Below are 15,854 nucleotides of genomic sequence, written 5' to 3'. Positions count from 1 at the left end.
ATAGTATATCTATTTTATAGGAGATTTACCAATTTTGCAACGGGGTAAATATAATATTAGTTAGCTTTATTCATGTCGTCCATTACTCTTATTATAACCTTATCAGTTGTAGTCATTCCTTTATCACTTACTCTTCCTAAGTTTTGTATACTTTGCTCTGCTCCAGTTCCTACTATTCCGTTCATTGGAGGTACTATACAGTCTTGTTTAGCTATTATAGCACTTTGTACTGCTGCTGATGCTGCTGATGCAAGTTTTAATGCACATCCAGCCTTAGCTCCATCACATATCATACCACTTAAGTTAGCTACCATATTTTCTATAGCACCTTCTATTTGAGTTTCATTACATCCCATTAACCAAGATAATCCTGATGTAGCTCCTATACTTGCTGCAACTCCACATCCACATACTGCAGATAATCTTCCTGTGTAGTTTTTAACGTATGCAGTTAATAAGTGAGATATTGCTAATGATCTAGCTAATTTATCTTCGCTTTGAGGGAATTTATCATTGTATGCAACTATTGGAAGTATAGCAGTTATACCGTGGTTTCCACTTCCGTTAGAACTCATAACTGGTAATTTAACTCCAGCCATTCTTGCATCAGATGCAGCTGCTGTTATCATCATTGTGTAGTTCATTAAGTCATCACCTAATAATCCTGATTCAATAGATTTCTTTATACCGAACCCTACACCTACTCCTACTTTTTCATTTAATCCGTACTTAGCTATCTCTTCATTCATAGTTATTCCGTCTAATAAGAATTTTATTTCTTCAAAATCTACAGTTTCCATAGCTTCTACTATTTCTTTTATTGTTATAGTATCTAATATATTTTCTTTAGGTTCTGCTGTAGTTGCAACTTCAACTATTTCTTCACTTACTAATACATCTTCATTTTTTTCAACAAATACTATGTTGTCATGTTTAGTTCTTATAACAACTTTAGCAGTGTTGTTTTTACCTTCTAATTCAACTTCTATATAAACTTTTTCTTCTGTATCTATTGGTGATATGTTTATATCGTTGTTATCCATGAAGTCTTCTGCAACTTTAACATCTTCTTTTGTTAATGTTTCTAAAACTCTTAATCCGTTTTCTGATTTTCCACCTATAAGTCCCATTGCTGCAGATATTTTTAATCCTAATCTTTCAGTTCCTGGTATACCTACACACATACCATTTTTGTATACGTTAGGGCTAAGACCTATTGTACATTTTACTACTTCTTCACCTAAAGTTTCTTTTGCTTTAGCACAAGCTAATGCTACTGCTACTGGTTCTGTACAACCTAAAGCTGGTTTAACTTCTGCGTTTAATATATTAACTAATTTTGTTTGTAAATTTTTCATTGTGTTTTCCTCCTGATAGCTATAATATTTATGTCTTATTTATAAAGCAAGAAGTATGCCAACTTTTATTATTTTTTAAACCCTTGAAATGGCTTTATTTACAATTTAGAAAAATAATTTTTTATCATTCTAATCTCATTTCGAAAAAAAATAGTCTCAAAATGAGATTAAGTATCATTTTGAGACTATTTTATATCTTTCTATTTTTCTATATAAAGTAGCTCTAGATATACCTAAAGCTTTTGCAGCTAAATCCTTATCTTTTTTATAATCTTTATATTTTTCTAATGCTTTTATTATTTCTTTCTTTTCAAGCTCGTCTAAAGTTTTTATATTTTCATTAGACTCTATAATTTGATCTTCATTTGAATTTGCGTTTTTTATTCTATTAGGTAAATTATCTAATGTTATAATCTTTCCTTCGCATCTATTAACACTATACTCTATAACATTTTGTAACTCTCTAATGTTTCCTGGCCAGCTATATTCACATAAATATTCTAATGCTTGTAAATCTATATCTTGTACATTTTTATCTAGCTTATTAGAGTATTCTTTCATCATGTATTCAATCAGTAAATGTATATCGTTTTTTCTTTGTCTTAAAGTTGGAAGAACTACAGGTATAACATTTAGTCTATAGTATAAATCCTCTCTAAATGTGCCTTTTCTGACCATGTGCTCTAAGTCTTTATTAGTAGCTGCTATTATTCTTACATCAATCGATACATTGTGTTTAGCCCCTATTTTATCAACTTCTTTTTCTTGTAATACTCTAAGTAATTTTGCTTGTAAGTGTAAGCTCATATCACCTATTTCATCAAGAAAAATACTACCTTTATCAGCTAATTCAAATTTACCTAAGCTTCCACCTTTTTTAGCGCCTGTAAATGCACCTTCCTCATATCCGAATAATTCACTTTCTAGTAAGTTATCTGGAATAGCTGCACAGTTTATAGCTATAAAAGGATTTCCTGCTCTGCAACTATGATTATGTATAGCTCTTGCAAATAGTTCTTTTCCTGTGCCACTCTCTCCAGTTATTAAAACTGTAGAATTAGTTTTAGATGCCATCAATGCTTCTTCTTTTGATTTATTTATAGCATAACTACTTCCAATTATATTTTCCAAATATATCTTATGATCATTACTTATCTTGTTATAGTTTTTTATAGCATCTATTTTATCTATAAAATCCAGTACATATCCTTTTAATTCTTCATTTAAAATAATCGGCTTTATATTATAGATTCCTTTAAATTCCTTCTTTGCTCCTCTATATGTAAAACTACAAGATTTATCATTATTTATATTATTGAAATTATTGTCTTTAGCAAAGTTTAATACATCGCCTATAAAACTTCCTATTATATTACCTTTAACTTCAAAAATTTCTTTGAATTTCAAATTGTACTTTTCTATATTCGCATCTTTATCTAACGACACAACGGCTTTATCCATATTATCTAACAGTGTTTTTAGCTTTTTCTTTTCTAACTCTACCTCATAAGTTTTTATTTCTGCTTTTAACTTACTTGATATTAAGTCTGCCATTTTATGCAAAAAGTTCATTAAATCATCTTTTCTAAATTTAATTACATCTGCTTGCTCTTTAGTAAAAGCTATAAGCCCAATTACACCATAAGACTTATCATCATATACTATAGGGCAGCATACCTCTGCAAACTCTTTACAAACCTCACGAGTGTAACATTCATTGCATATCTCATTGCTCTTTGGATCTTCTATTATTAATTCTTTTTTAGTAGTTAATGAATATTTAAATGCTGAGTATTCTTTTAATTGTTGTCCTATTTTATGAAAATAAGTTCCGGTACCCGCTATTCTAACTAAACTCGAATCTACTATTGTTACATCAATTTCTAAAACAGACGATATAGCTTCTGCTATGTTTTGTATATCTTTTCTTATAAAGTTTAAATTAATCATACTTCCCATCCCTTAGTTTATCTTTGTACATTAGTACTTTAATTTCATTGAGAGTTTTGTATATTTTATTTAAAGTATACTGTATTGATACTAATATTACAAACAACATGCAGATAATTATCAAATTATAATGTATTTTCATAAAATTTCCTCCTACAAGAAAAGACTAGGTTTAACCCCAGTCTTTTTTAATCATTTTTCATTCCTATATAAATATACTTTTCACAGTCTTTATTTTCTAATATTCCTTTAAATTTTGAATGTTCTAATGTCTTTATAAGTTCATGTGGGTAGTAGTATTTTATACGTTCTCCACATACTCTATGCTTAAACTTCTTAAGTTTAACTTTAAATTTGTGCAAATTAGAGTCTTGTAAAACAACCTCTCCTCTTAATTTTAACACTCTATAAATTTCTTTCAATGCTTTCTTTTGGTTATGAGTATAATTAAATTGATTTAATACTATTACTTTATCAAAAAATCCATCTTCAAATGGCAATAACTCTAAACAACCTTTGACAACACTACAGTTTTCATTGTGAATTAAAGAATAGCAGATATCTTGGTATGCACTATCTTCAAGTATAGTTACATTGGCTCCAAGCATCCTTAACCTCTTGCCTAGGGTACCTATATTTCCTACCAATAGGATTCTTTCTCCCATTTCATATTTGATTACATTTAATATATCTTCTACGGTATCCTGTGCAAAATAATTTGCTTCATAATTCCATTGTACTACGCTTTTCACAGTGCTCCCCCTCTTTTGGATTTATTATCATTTTTTACATCATAGAATAGATTATAATAAATCCCAAGCAACTATTCAATAACCATTTTGAAGTATTTTAAAATTATTTTTTTAATAATGTTTTCCTTGACTTTCTATGTTAATTTATATTATTTTCATCCATTTTTTTTATTTTAGATATAGAGACTTCATATGCAACTCTTTTCTCTATTTCTCCATTTTCAAGTTTCTTTTCATAGTCTCTGCTTTGTACTCTACCCCACATTTGAACTCTATCTCCAACTTTTAAATTTTTTGCAAATTTAGCGTTTCTACCCCATACTATAGATGGTATGTAATCAGATTTATTATATGGTCTATTTATAGCAACTAGCAAGTCTGCTATTTCTCTTCCTAGTGGAGTCTTTCTGTATATTGGATCTTTACAGATATATCCATCAAGGAAAATATTATTTGGATCTTTAGCTTCTCCATCAACAACTTTTATTTCTCTTGCAAATACAGTTAGAACCAATTTATTTTTATTATCTATATTTTTATTATAAGATCTTAACTGACCAACTAGATCAACTAAGTTATTTTCATTTAAATTTACTTCTTCCAATAATCTTTCTGATATAGTTATAGGTAAAACATCATATGTATCACTTAATCTATGTATTTTTATCTTTGTGCTATAGAATTTTTCCCCAAATATTTCATGGCTAAATGTCAATTCCTCTTCAAGTTCTCCTCTTAAATTTACTATGTTAGTATCTTCTTTTAAATTTATCATTTTATTCCCCCCACAATTGTTAAACCATATTTTATCTTAAATCTATATAATAAATATATTTCTGCATGGACATTTTTATTACACCTTTAATAAAATAAATTTGATTAAAAGTTTAAATTTCAAAAAATAAAAAATATACCGTATTTTAAAATACGGTATAGTCTTATCTTATTGAATTTATTAAGCTATTTGCTTAGTAAATGCTTTTTTTAACATAGTTACTGAAGTATATGCTATTACAATTATTACTACCCATCTTAATATATCCATAGGCATTGAGCTAACAAAGTTAGCTGCTATAAATACTCCTATAACTCCACCTATCGTAATAAATAGAGAAGTTTTCTTAGCATATGTTCCTTCTTTTATAAATTTAACACTTGCTGTTGGCATTAGTAACGCACAAGATCCCATCATAATAGGGAATGCTACAGTTGGTGACATTCCTAAGAAATAAACCATCGCCATACAAGGAGAATATAGTCCAACTCCAGCAGTCATTAATGCGCCTAATATAAAGTTACCTACTACCCCTATAACAAGTTTTGCTCCAGTTAATCCTGTTGCATTACCTCCACCAGGCATTAATCCTAATTGAGCTAATAACATTAATATAGCTGTTACAACTAGTGCGAATCCCATAACTATTTGGATTTTTCTTTCATCCATTTTAGATATAATTCCAGCACCTACATAAGATCCCACAACTGCTGCTCCCAATAAACTAATTAAAGTTATTGAATCAACCTTTATAACTGTTGTAAATATAAATGCTTCAAATACAACTGGTATTGTATGACATACATTTAGCGTACCTGGTATCAACTTATCAGGTATATTAATTTTTAAAGCATTCATCATTGCTACTGTTGGCGCAAATGAACCTATTCCTAAAGTGTCGAAGAAGTCCGTTACAAAACCTGTTGTTAAAGGTTTCCATGCTGGTACATCTTCAAATCCGTTAGATGCTTTAGCTTTTGATAAGTCCTTGATGAAGTTAAAACCGAATAATGAAACAAAAGCTGCTAATAATACTCTTACTAAATTTAACATATCAAATAATTCCTCCTAAATGATTTTACTAAAAAGTGTCTTACATAGAAATATGATTAAATACTACAAGTAGTATTTAATCATATTTTAATTAGAATTTATACAGTTATTTTATTACTTTAGTATAAATCCATATTTTACTGGATCATTGTCATCTATTACGAAATGATTGAATCCTGTTATATATGCAGCTCCTGTTATTTCAGGTATTATTGCTTCATAATCAGCTACTTTATCAACGCCAACTATTCTTCCTTTGAATAGTGTTCCTAATATACTTTCATATACGAATAATTCGCCTTCTTTTAATTCTCCTTTAGAGTATAAAGTTGCAAGCTTAGCACTTGTTCCTGTTCCACATGGAGATCTATCTACTTGCCCTTGTCCAAATATAACTACGTTTTTATAAGTAGCTTCTGGATGAGTTGGATCGTCATATATTTCAACTAAGTCAACAGTTTTTATATGAGATAACTCTGGATGTTGTATTTCTATAGTTTCGTTTATTATATCTCTCATTTTTAAACCTATTTCAGTTAGTTTTTGAGCATTACTTGGCTCAACTTTTAATCCTAACTCACTAGCTTTAACTATAGCAAAGAAACTTCCTCCGAAAGATATATCGAAAGTTACAGTTCCTATTTCAGGCATCTCTATTTGTACATCTTTTTTGTATAAGAATGCAGGTACGTTTACTATAGAAACTTCTTGAACTCTTCCGTTTTCAACTTTAGCATCTGCTCTTACTATTCCTGCTGGAGTGTCCATAACTACATGAGTTGTAGGTTCTTTCATTTCTACCATACCAGTTTCAATTGCCGCTGTTATAGCTCCTATTGAACCATGTCCACACATATTTAGGTATCCTCCACCATCCATGAAGATTATTCCGAAATCTGCTTCATCGTTGCAAGGTTGAGTTATTATAGAACCAAACATATCATTATGTCCTCTTGGCTCTAGCATTATAGCTGTTCTTAAGTGATCTAGATTATTTTCTAAAAACGCTTTTTTCTCAGCCATAGTTTTTCCTTTTATATTAGGTATTCCACCTGTTACTATTCTTGTTGGTTCTCCCATTGTATGAGAATCTATCGCTTGTATACTTCTTGAAAATTTCATTTTACGGCCCCCTATATTATTATTTTTTATTATTTCTTTGCATTTTTAATTTTAATAAGGCTAATGATTTTTTTGCGTCTAACTCGCTTACAGTGTTCTCTCCGACAACTTCTGTTTCTATCCCCTTGTCTGATTTATTAAAATCTACTATTGTGTCCATATATTTATTTGTAACTACAAACTTAGCTTGCGTCCCATTAAATGTAAGTCCAACTACTGGGATCTCTCTTTTTCCTATTTCTTCAATAGTATTAGCATAATCTACGTGTGAGTTTCCCCACCCATCACATGAAATTATGACACCATCAGTTCTCATAGCTTCTAGCCATGCAGCTGTTCTTTGTCCAACAAATTCTTTTTCTTTGTTGTCCTGAGGTGTTCCTACTACTACTATCCCCAGAAGATCTATGTCTTTGTCATTACTAACTATATCAAGAAGCGGATCTCTAAAGTGATGTAATGATGTTTCTTTAGTTGATGGTCCTATACCCATTATCTCACCTCATTAAGTCATAGCTCTCAAGGCGCCATCTCTGTATTCATTAGGTGATATTATCATTGGTACATTTCCCATATCAATAATGGATGTACCTCCCTCTAAACCACTTGGTTCATGAGAAAATAATTGATTGTCATACATTGCACCCTGACCTGCTATTTGTTTTACTATTACCACTTTTTTAGCGTCAGGTCTAATTTTGTCAAAATATTCACGAATTTCTGTAGCATCTCTTCCGTCTTTCTGTTTTAAAACATTTCTTATACCTTGTATAAAAGTATCACATGCCTTAAATGTCATCATCGGAAGTTTTCTCTCATATGGTAAACCACCTTTAACTGTAACATCAAAATGAATTATATAATCATTAGTAGATGGAGTACCATATCTTCCAAACACCATTTGCTCAGAAAGTATACCTTCTGAAGATCCAAATTCATGCATTTGTCTTCCATCTTCATCAACACCAGTAAGCATAACATAAACACCTGTTAGAGTGTGTGTTATCCCTTCACCTAATCTACCTAAAACTTTAGTAGATATAGGGATTATATCCATAATAGTATTAATTTCCTTGTTATAATCTCCTGGTTTAATTATATCTAATTTTATATCTGTTATCAATTCGTGCGAATTTTTAATTTCATTTATATAGTCATCGTTTATGAATAGTGTACCTTTTTCTATTGAGAACTTTTCATTGAATTCAACATTATTTATATGAAATGGTTTAATCACTAAACGTCTAAGTATTTTCTCTTCCATTTATATCACCTTTTTATATAAGCCCTTCTCTATTGCTAGGGAAGGGCTGTGTTATCTATTATACTTGAGCTACATACTCGTATGGTAATTGAATTATCTTACCAGCAGATGGTATAGCTATTAATTCTTCTAAAGTATCTCTTAATATATGCATTTGCATTTCTTTATTATTTGGTTCACCAGCATTAGCACCCATTGGAACTAGTGGAGCAACTGCTCTTGGAGTTCCATTTTGTCTAACTACTGGAGGAAGAGCTGCTATTATTATAGTTGGTATACCAGCTTCTTCTATTGCTCTCTGCACGATCACGGCAGTTCTATGGCAAGTACCTCAACCAGCTGTTAGAACTACACCGTCTACTCCCTCATCTTTTAATCTTTTAGCGATTTCAGGACCAGTTTCTTCAGTGAATTTAGTTTGGTCTCCACCACCACCCATGAATCCTATATGAACTGGAGCTACAGATTTTATAAATCCTTCTTTAGCTAATTCATGTAGTCTATCTATAGGGAACATACAGTTTATATCTTTGTTAACATCAGCGTTATCATATCCTCCGTGAGATACCATCATCTCATCAGTAGTTGCTGTATCTGGTATTTCTCTAAATGTAAAGTCACCTGCTAAGTTAAATCTCTTATCAGATTTTAAATGAACACCTGACGCTGTAGCTAAAGCTATAGTCATATCCTTTAATTCTTTAGTTACAGGAGTCCAAACAGGAGGAGGTGTTATTGGAACAAATATTTCAGATTGAAGTCCTTTTATTGTTGTAAGGCTCATAGTTTTTCTCTCCCTTCTATTTCTCTAAATCTTCTTGGTTTTTTTTATTTCTTTCGATTATATCTACATACTTTTGATTAGGCTCCGGACTTAGTACTTCTGGATAACTTAACATAAACCCAACCTCAAGACCGATCTTCAGTTCATGATCAGTTATAAGCATTCTTTTCGGTATTTTAAATTGGCCAAGTCTGCCTTTTAAGTCTATAGTGACTCCACCGTCAGTTATCTCTACTATAACTCCTTCATACATTCTTTCAGTTGATATATATTTTAATCTATCCATAACATTTCATCCTTCCATAACCTATTAACGTCTTTTTCTATTTAGCGTCTTTTTCGTATATATTCTTTCTTTTTTCACTCATTGGTAAAGTTTGCTCGTTTTCAACAAGTTCTAACTTCTTACCAGTTTCTTTTTCTATTAATTCAACGTTATTTAATTTAACGTTAGCATTCCATTTTCTCTCAGCAGATTTAACTTCTTCTCCACCCATTACTGTTTTTAACATTGCTAAAGATCTTACAGCATCTTCTGGGCATAATGTATTGTTTGATAATACTTCATTTTCTATACCTTGTTTAGACTTGTTGTTGTCTATCATATGCTTCATGTATTGATTACCAACAACTAGAGCACCTTGAACAGCAGAGAAACTTACACCTACTACAGCTACATCTCTCTTACCTATTTGCTCTATATGAGAAGCGAAATCTATGTGGTTGTTTCCGAATCCTTCAGTTGTTACTATAGCACCATCAACACCCATAGCTTCTATCATCATACCTAATCTCTTAGATACATAGAATTTTTCAGCATTTACTTGTGGAGATCCTACAAATATAACACCTACTAAATCTACTTCTTCATCATGCATAGCTTCTATTACTAATGGCTCTCTCCAGTAATGTCTAGAGTTTTCTTTAGATGCAGGTCCTATACAAGTTAATGCATGTATACCACCATCTAATACTTCAAGTGGAGATAATACTACTGGAACGTTTCCTAAGTCAACGTTTGGTTTAGCTCCTAATGTTCCAACTGGCTCAACAGGTAATATTAAGTTATCATGCATTGCCCCTTGTCCCATTATTTCTTTAACTACAACAACCTTTTTCTTACCAGGTCTTCTGTATTGAGTTAATTCTTCAGTGTCTACTACTAAAGATTCATCAGCTTTCTTTAAAGCTTCTCTTATTTCTTGAGTTATATAATCAGATGCACAGTGAGCAGCTAAAGGTCCTGGTCTTTCCATGTTAGTACCTTCTTTAACTGTTACTTGAGTTTTGATGAATATATCACCTTTATCAGGAGCACCTGGTCTTCCCCACATTATGTTAGTTTCTAGTACACCTTCTGAAGAACCGAATTCACCTATTTGAACTCCCTTCTCATCAGTACCAGTTACCATCATTATAACTCCATCTATAACTCTTGTTACACCTTCCCCTATTTCTCCTTCTTCTTTAGCAGCTATAGGTTGAACGTCCATTATAGTTTCACTATATTTATTGTATTCAGCTGGAGTTATTATCTCAAGCTTCATATCCATAACTAACTCTTCTGAGTCTATAGCTTCTTTAGTTAATTCTTCTGGAGTTCTTAAGTATAAAGTAGTTCCTTCTATTTTTGTTTCTTCAGCGAAAACTACTTTTTCTATTTTAAAATGTTTTTTAGTTAAACTTCTTATCGCTTTAGCTTCTTGAACTGGCTCAGCTACATTCACTTCTACAGCTTCTGCATTTTTTTCTGCTACAGCTACAGGAGCAACTGGTGCTACACCCATTCCTTGAGCTACATTTAAAGGTATTTCTAAGTTTATATCTCTACCTTCACCTATATGTATCTTTATAGTTTGTCCATTTACTGGAGCTATTTGAGATACTGGAGCTACAGAAGCAACTGGTGCCACTTCTTTAACTTCTTCCTTAACTTCTTCTTTAGCTTCTTCAGCTACTGCTACTACACCTTCTACACAGTCAGCAGTTATTGGAGTTAAAGCATCTAAAGTTTTAACTAATTTAGCTCCTAAAACTTGCTCTATTGTTAAACAATCATCTGCTATTGTTAATAATCCTGAATCCTCTAAGTCAGCGAATATTGCTGGATCTTCTAAATTTGATGGTTCTAGTACAGTCCCAGCTTCAAATCTACAGCAGCATACCGCTGGATCTTTAGCATGAGCTTTAGCTGTTTCTACAGTTATTGACATTTCTAATACCTCCTAGCATTATTTTTTTCTTCTATATAATCTATGTCCCGAAGCTCTTAATACATGGTCTGTACTATGGTATACAGGCAAACCTAACCTAGGCGCCACTTGCATAACTGTATTTGTTCAGTCCTCGCAGTTACCTATTAATACAGCTTCAGCTCCTTGACTCTTTAACTTAAGAACTTTTTCTGCTTGACCTGGGCATATACCTGGTAAATCACATCTAAATCTACCATTTACCTCAGTCATTCTCTTGCATTTTTCTTCTGCTACAACTTCAGCACCCATTAAAGATGCAATTTGTTTTAATCTATCTTCTTGTGCTCCACACTCGCAAGCTATTATTCCTAATTTCTTGCTTTCTTGTGGAAGTGGCATAGATACTAATATTCCACCTAAAGTCTTAGTAACTGGACTTTCTTCTTCACCATGTCTTCCAGTGAAAGGTCCTCCAAGTACTATTTCTCCATATGGTGCAATAAATCCACCACATTTTTCAATATATGTTATTATAGGCATTCCTATAGGAACATCCATAAATACTTTTCCTTTATTTTCTGCACCTTTTACTCTTCCTCCAACAGTTATGTCTTTAGTTATAAAAGGTTTTCTTTCTTCTATAGCTTCTACTATACGTTTTATAGTTTCAACGTTAGAAACTACAGTTTTAGCTTCTATTGGAAGTTGCCCTGGAACAAGAGTAATTCCTAATAATTCTCTTATTATAACTCTCTCGTCACCAGCTGGGTACATATCTGGTAAATATTTCAATTCTATGTTTGCTTCATCCTTACAAGCTTTTCCTAATGCCATTATAGCTTTCTTGTACTTCGGCTTAACAGCTATATAAGCTTTATCAGCTTTAGTTATATCAAGCATGTATTTTAATCCTTTAACTATCATTTCCGGATTATTTTCCATTAACTCCACATTGTGTCCAAGTACCGGTTCACACTCTGCAGCATTTGCTATGATACAACCTCCAGTAAGGTCTACATTAAGTTTTACATGTGTAGGGAAACCAGCTCCTCCTGCACCAACTATTCCAGCTTCTTTTATAGCTTCTAAGTTACTTTCTGTATCTTTAATTTTTACGTACTCATCAGGTTGATCTTCATTAGCTTCTATTATTATAGAAGTTTCTGTAACCTCAGCAACTTTACCATAAACACTTGAATGTATATTAGCACCTAATCCTTGTGGTTCAGCGATAAGTTGTCCTTTTTTAACTTCGCTTCCTACCTCAACTATAGGATTACATGGAGCACCTACATGTTGTCTTAATTCTATTTTAAGCATCATAGATTTCACCCCCTGACTATTTTTATTTTACACCATTTTATTATTAGCAATTATCATGCCAATTATTTTATTTTAATTATTTTTTTAAAAGTTTTATCGCATTTGTTTATAAAATATCATTTTTCGACACGTTTTTTACATTTTTCTTCAACGTCTACATATATTTTATACCAAATTTCATCAAATTACAACGATAAATTACGTTTTCCTAAGAATAAACGTCACATTTTCGACGTTTTTATGATTTCATTTCAATTTTTTTATAGTTATTTTTATCACATCTCTCTAACTTCCCTATTTCAAATTGAAAACGTTATAATAGTCAATTTTTCGTCTATTGTCTATTTTTCGTCACTTCTATGTCGTACTGTTCAATCTTATAATAAAGGGTAGTCCTTGGTATATTAAGTATTTTAGCTGCTTTAGCTTTATTTCCATTAGACATATCCAAAGCTTTTTTTATAGTTTTTATCTCTAACTTGCTTATTGCCTTGTTAAGATCTAATGGATAATCTTCATCCATACTTATTGTCTGCCCTGACTCAATAATGTAAACAGGTATATCATCTTTATCTATTGTATTTCCATTAGATAGTACTACTATATTTTCTATAGTATTTTTTAATTCTCTTATATTCCCTTTCCATGTATATCTTTGTAATATACTCACCGCGTCTTTACTCATTCTTAATGCTTCCATACCGTTCTCTTCACATATTTCTTTTATAAATTTATTAATTAAAAGTAAAATATCTTCTTTTCTTTCTCTTAACGGTGGTAAATCTATTTCTACTACATTTAATCTATAATATAAATCTTCTCTAAATTTCCCTTCTTCAACTAAGTCTTGTAAGTTCTTATTCGTTGCAGAAATAATTCTAGCATCTATTTTTATAGTTTTTTCCCCGCCTATTCTTCTTACTTCTTTTTCTTGCAATACTCTTAATAGCTTTGCCTGCATACTTAATGGTAAGTCTGCTATCTCGTCTAAAAATACAGTACCATGCTTCGCCAATTCAAATATGCCTATTTTGCCTTTTTTATTAGCTCCAGTAAAAGCCCCTGCTTCATATCCAAAAAATTCACTTTCAAATAATTCTGATGGTATGGCACTGCAGTTTACAGGTATAAAAGGCCCTTTTCTTTCACTATAATCATGTATAGCACGTGCAAAAACTTCTTTACCTGTTCCACTTTCTCCAAATATAAATATACTACTATTTGTATTCGAAACCCTTTTAGCCACTTCCTTAGCTCTTTCTAATTTATAACTTCTACCTAATATATTATCAAAACTTCCTTTTGATAAGTTTTTTACTTCATCCTCTAAGTATTTTAATCTATCATTAGCTTTATCAAGTTTTCTTGAAAGCTTTTGCGCCTCTGTTATGTCTACTTCTGTACATACAACTCCTACAAATTCCGAATTTATAAATATAGGGTTTGCATCAACTACTCCATAAACATCATTTTCATTATCATTATTTTTGTATATACCACTTTCTCTTGTTTTAGTTCTTAAAACTCTAGCTGATATAGTTCCACTAAGATACTTCTCCATGGATTTTCCAACAATCTCTTCTGACTTTATTCCATATCTATTTTCCATAAATTTATTCCAAAGAACAACTTTTCCATCTGTATTTATAGCACATATTCCTTCTTTTATTTCGCCTATTATATGCTTAACAGTTATTCCATAATCTTCTAACTCCATATACAAAAAATCTCTTATATGTTTTTGATTTACAACGCCTATTAGCTTTTCATTTTCTAATACAGGTAATACCCCTATGTTGTTTCTCATCATTATATTTCTACATTCATCTAGCTTTGCATTTTTATCTATACTTATTAAATTTTTAGTCATTACGTTTTTGACTAATTCAGCTTTGTAATTTTTTAATTTTAGAGAGATTTTGCATATGTCAGTCAGTGATACTATACCTTTTATCCCACCGTCTCCATTATCAACCATGATTTCTCTTTCGTTTCTACTTACAATAAAATCAATAGCTTGTCCTAGTGTTATATTTTCATCCACTAGAACAAAGTTCTTTCCCATAACATCTTTTACTATTTTAGTTTCTGGTACAGAAAACATTATAACCTCCTTAGAATGAAAATTTTTATAAGTACTATTATACTATATCCCTTCTACATAAAATACTTACTATTTAAAGGTTTGTAAAATATTTATATAGTATAAAAGTTATAGGCTTATGCCTATAACTTTTATCTAATTACTTCTTAATTTTTGTATTCCATTTGAATCAACTTCATAACCTTCATTATACATTAACTTAGATAGTGGAACTATTTCATATTTTTCTTTTAGTTTTGATATTGTTTTTTCTAAGTATTGTTCACTATTATTTATATTCCCATGAAATAAAACTATAGATCCTGGTTGAACTCCTTTTAAAACTTTCTCTGTGACAAAATTAGGCCCTATTTCCTTCCAGTCAAATGAATCTATATCCCAACTAACTACAGTGTATCCCAATTCTTCGCAAACCTTTAAACTCTTGTTATCAAATTCTCCAAAAGGAGGTCTATACATAGTTGTCTTTTCTCCTGTTATAGATTCTATTTTAGATGATGTTTCAGTTAATTCATTTTTTAAATCAGACTCACTTATTTCTTTCATATTAGGGTGTGAATTTGAATGATTTCCTATATCGTGTCCACGCTCACTAATTTCTTTTACTATTTTTTCATTTTCGTCTACCCAATTTCCAACTAGAAAAAATGACGCTTTTACATTATATTTATCTAAAGTATCCAATATAGTTTCTATATTAGATGATCCAGATGCTATATCAAAAGTTAAAGATATTTTTCTATCATCAGTTTCCACTTTACTTATTGGCATTTTTTCATTTGACATATTTTCCCCTATGTACCTTACGCTATACACTACCCCAAATACAATTGTAAGCGTAAAAGCAAAAAACAAGAAACTAGATATCAACGATTTAATCTCAGTTATTTTCTTATTCATATCATCCCTCCAATTATAAATACTCTAGTACAAGTTTATTTTTATTTTTTTCAAAAAATTACTACTAAATTAATTTTATTAATTGGGAAAGTTAATTGTAATCTAAAAAAAGGTGGTGTATTTATGACTAATCTAAGAAGTGAGTTTGGAATTTTAAAAGGAAAAGCTGAAAATAATGAAATCAAAAGTGTTAAACTAAACAGTACACATTTTTTAAGAGAAGCTCATGGAATTCAAGAAGGAATTAGAAAAGATAAAAAAATAAACATAAATA

13 protein-coding genes and 1 pseudogene are annotated in these 15,854 nt (G+C 30.9%); all 14 read right to left on the bottom strand.

All coding sequences use genetic code 11. From position 1 onward, the window contains the following. Positions 1-56: 56 nt before the first annotated feature. The 14 genes and pseudogenes from VN21_RS09165 to VN21_RS09095 all read right to left on the bottom strand — a co-directional run bounded on the left by VN21_RS09165 (position 57) and on the right by VN21_RS09095 (position 15,580). Entirely contained in the window at positions 57-1,358 is a 1,302-nt protein-coding gene (locus tag VN21_RS09165) for an L-cysteine desulfidase family protein (protein WP_046822989.1), read from the bottom strand. A 174-nt stretch (positions 1,359-1,532) separates the two neighbouring features. Next, on the bottom strand, positions 1,533-3,308 hold the full coding sequence (locus VN21_RS09160; RefSeq protein ID WP_332840860.1) for a sigma-54 interaction domain-containing protein: 1,776 nt from the start codon (positions 3,306-3,308) through the stop codon (positions 1,533-1,535). Next, positions 3,301-3,450, bottom strand: coding sequence for a hypothetical protein (locus VN21_RS18855; protein ID WP_167335606.1), 150 nt, complete (start codon positions 3,448-3,450; stop codon positions 3,301-3,303). The genes VN21_RS09160 and VN21_RS18855 overlap by 8 nt, the downstream gene beginning before the upstream one ends. Before the next feature lie 46 nt (positions 3,451-3,496). Further along, positions 3,497-4,060 carry a class I SAM-dependent methyltransferase gene (locus VN21_RS09155; protein ID WP_021434101.1) on the bottom strand — a complete coding sequence of 188 codons (564 nt, stop codon included), beginning with the start codon at positions 4,058-4,060 and terminating at the stop codon, positions 3,497-3,499. A 139-nt stretch (positions 4,061-4,199) separates the two neighbouring features. After that, positions 4,200-4,835, bottom strand: coding sequence for a single-stranded DNA-binding protein (locus VN21_RS09150; protein WP_046822987.1), 636 nt, complete (start codon positions 4,833-4,835; stop codon positions 4,200-4,202). A 180-nt stretch (positions 4,836-5,015) separates the two neighbouring features. Then, complete coding sequence (locus VN21_RS09145; protein WP_046822986.1) at positions 5,016-5,888, bottom strand: sulfite exporter TauE/SafE family protein; 873 nt, start codon at positions 5,886-5,888, stop codon at positions 5,016-5,018. A gap of 114 nt (positions 5,889-6,002) precedes the next feature. Next, positions 6,003-7,010, bottom strand: a complete 1,008-nt coding sequence (locus tag VN21_RS09140; protein ID WP_046822985.1) for a proline racemase — start codon at positions 7,008-7,010, stop codon at positions 6,003-6,005. Between the two features lie 19 nt (positions 7,011-7,029). After that, positions 7,030-8,274: pseudogene (prdD, locus tag VN21_RS19090) on the bottom strand (proline reductase cluster protein PrdD). A gap of 58 nt (positions 8,275-8,332) precedes the next feature. Then, on the bottom strand, positions 8,333-9,058 hold the full coding sequence (gene prdB, locus VN21_RS18240) for a D-proline reductase (dithiol) protein PrdB (protein WP_084822057.1): 726 nt from the start codon (positions 9,056-9,058) through the stop codon (positions 8,333-8,335). A gap of 16 nt (positions 9,059-9,074) precedes the next feature. Beyond that, the gene (locus VN21_RS09115) at positions 9,075-9,344 is read right to left on the bottom strand and encodes a CBO2463/CBO2479 domain-containing protein (protein ID WP_046822980.1); all 270 of its coding nucleotides are present in this window, start codon (positions 9,342-9,344) and stop codon (positions 9,075-9,077) included. Positions 9,345-9,381: 37 nt separating this feature from the next. Next, positions 9,382-11,271 (bottom strand): D-proline reductase (dithiol) proprotein PrdA, encoded by a 1,890-nt coding sequence (prdA, locus tag VN21_RS09110; RefSeq protein ID WP_046822979.1) that lies wholly within the window; start codon positions 11,269-11,271, stop codon positions 9,382-9,384. 18 nt (positions 11,272-11,289) lie between these two features. Further along, the gene (prdC, locus tag VN21_RS09105) at positions 11,290-12,576 is read right to left on the bottom strand and encodes a proline reductase-associated electron transfer protein PrdC (RefSeq protein WP_200898157.1); all 1,287 of its coding nucleotides are present in this window, start codon (positions 12,574-12,576) and stop codon (positions 11,290-11,292) included. A 334-nt stretch (positions 12,577-12,910) separates the two neighbouring features. Then, the gene (gene prdR / locus VN21_RS09100) at positions 12,911-14,680 is read right to left on the bottom strand and encodes a sigma-54 dependent transcriptional regulator PrdR (protein ID WP_046822977.1); all 1,770 of its coding nucleotides are present in this window, start codon (positions 14,678-14,680) and stop codon (positions 12,911-12,913) included. A gap of 135 nt (positions 14,681-14,815) precedes the next feature. After that, complete coding sequence (locus tag VN21_RS09095; protein WP_046822976.1) at positions 14,816-15,580, bottom strand: polysaccharide deacetylase family protein; 765 nt, start codon at positions 15,578-15,580, stop codon at positions 14,816-14,818. Positions 15,581-15,854: the final 274 nt, after the last annotated feature.

Source organism: Paraclostridium benzoelyticum, from assembly GCF_001006285.1.
Classification (GTDB): domain Bacteria; phylum Bacillota; class Clostridia; order Peptostreptococcales; family Peptostreptococcaceae; genus Paraclostridium; species Paraclostridium benzoelyticum.
This window is presented reverse-complemented; position numbering and strand designations above follow the sequence as displayed.

Coding starts and splice junctions, on each gene's coding strand:
- VN21_RS09165 (WP_046822989.1), bottom strand. CDS start 1,358: ATGAAAAATTTACAAACAAAATTAGTTAATATATTAAACGCAGAAGTT.
- VN21_RS09160 (WP_332840860.1), bottom strand. CDS start 3,308: ATGATTAATTTAAACTTTATAAGAAAAGATATACAAAACATAGCAGAA.
- VN21_RS18855 (WP_167335606.1), bottom strand. CDS start 3,450: ATGAAAATACATTATAATTTGATAATTATCTGCATGTTGTTTGTAATA.
- VN21_RS09150 (WP_046822987.1), bottom strand. CDS start 4,835: ATGATAAATTTAAAAGAAGATACTAACATAGTAAATTTAAGAGGAGAA.
- VN21_RS09145 (WP_046822986.1), bottom strand. CDS start 5,888: ATGTTAAATTTAGTAAGAGTATTATTAGCAGCTTTTGTTTCATTATTC.
- VN21_RS09140 (WP_046822985.1), bottom strand. CDS start 7,010: ATGAAATTTTCAAGAAGTATACAAGCGATAGATTCTCATACAATGGGA.
- VN21_RS09115 (WP_046822980.1), bottom strand. CDS start 9,344: ATGGATAGATTAAAATATATATCAACTGAAAGAATGTATGAAGGAGTT.
- prdA (WP_046822979.1), bottom strand. CDS start 11,271: ATGTCAATAACTGTAGAAACAGCTAAAGCTCATGCTAAAGATCCAGCG.
- prdR (WP_046822977.1), bottom strand. CDS start 14,680: ATGTTTTCTGTACCAGAAACTAAAATAGTAAAAGATGTTATGGGAAAG.
- VN21_RS09095 (WP_046822976.1), bottom strand. CDS start 15,580: ATGAATAAGAAAATAACTGAGATTAAATCGTTGATATCTAGTTTCTTG.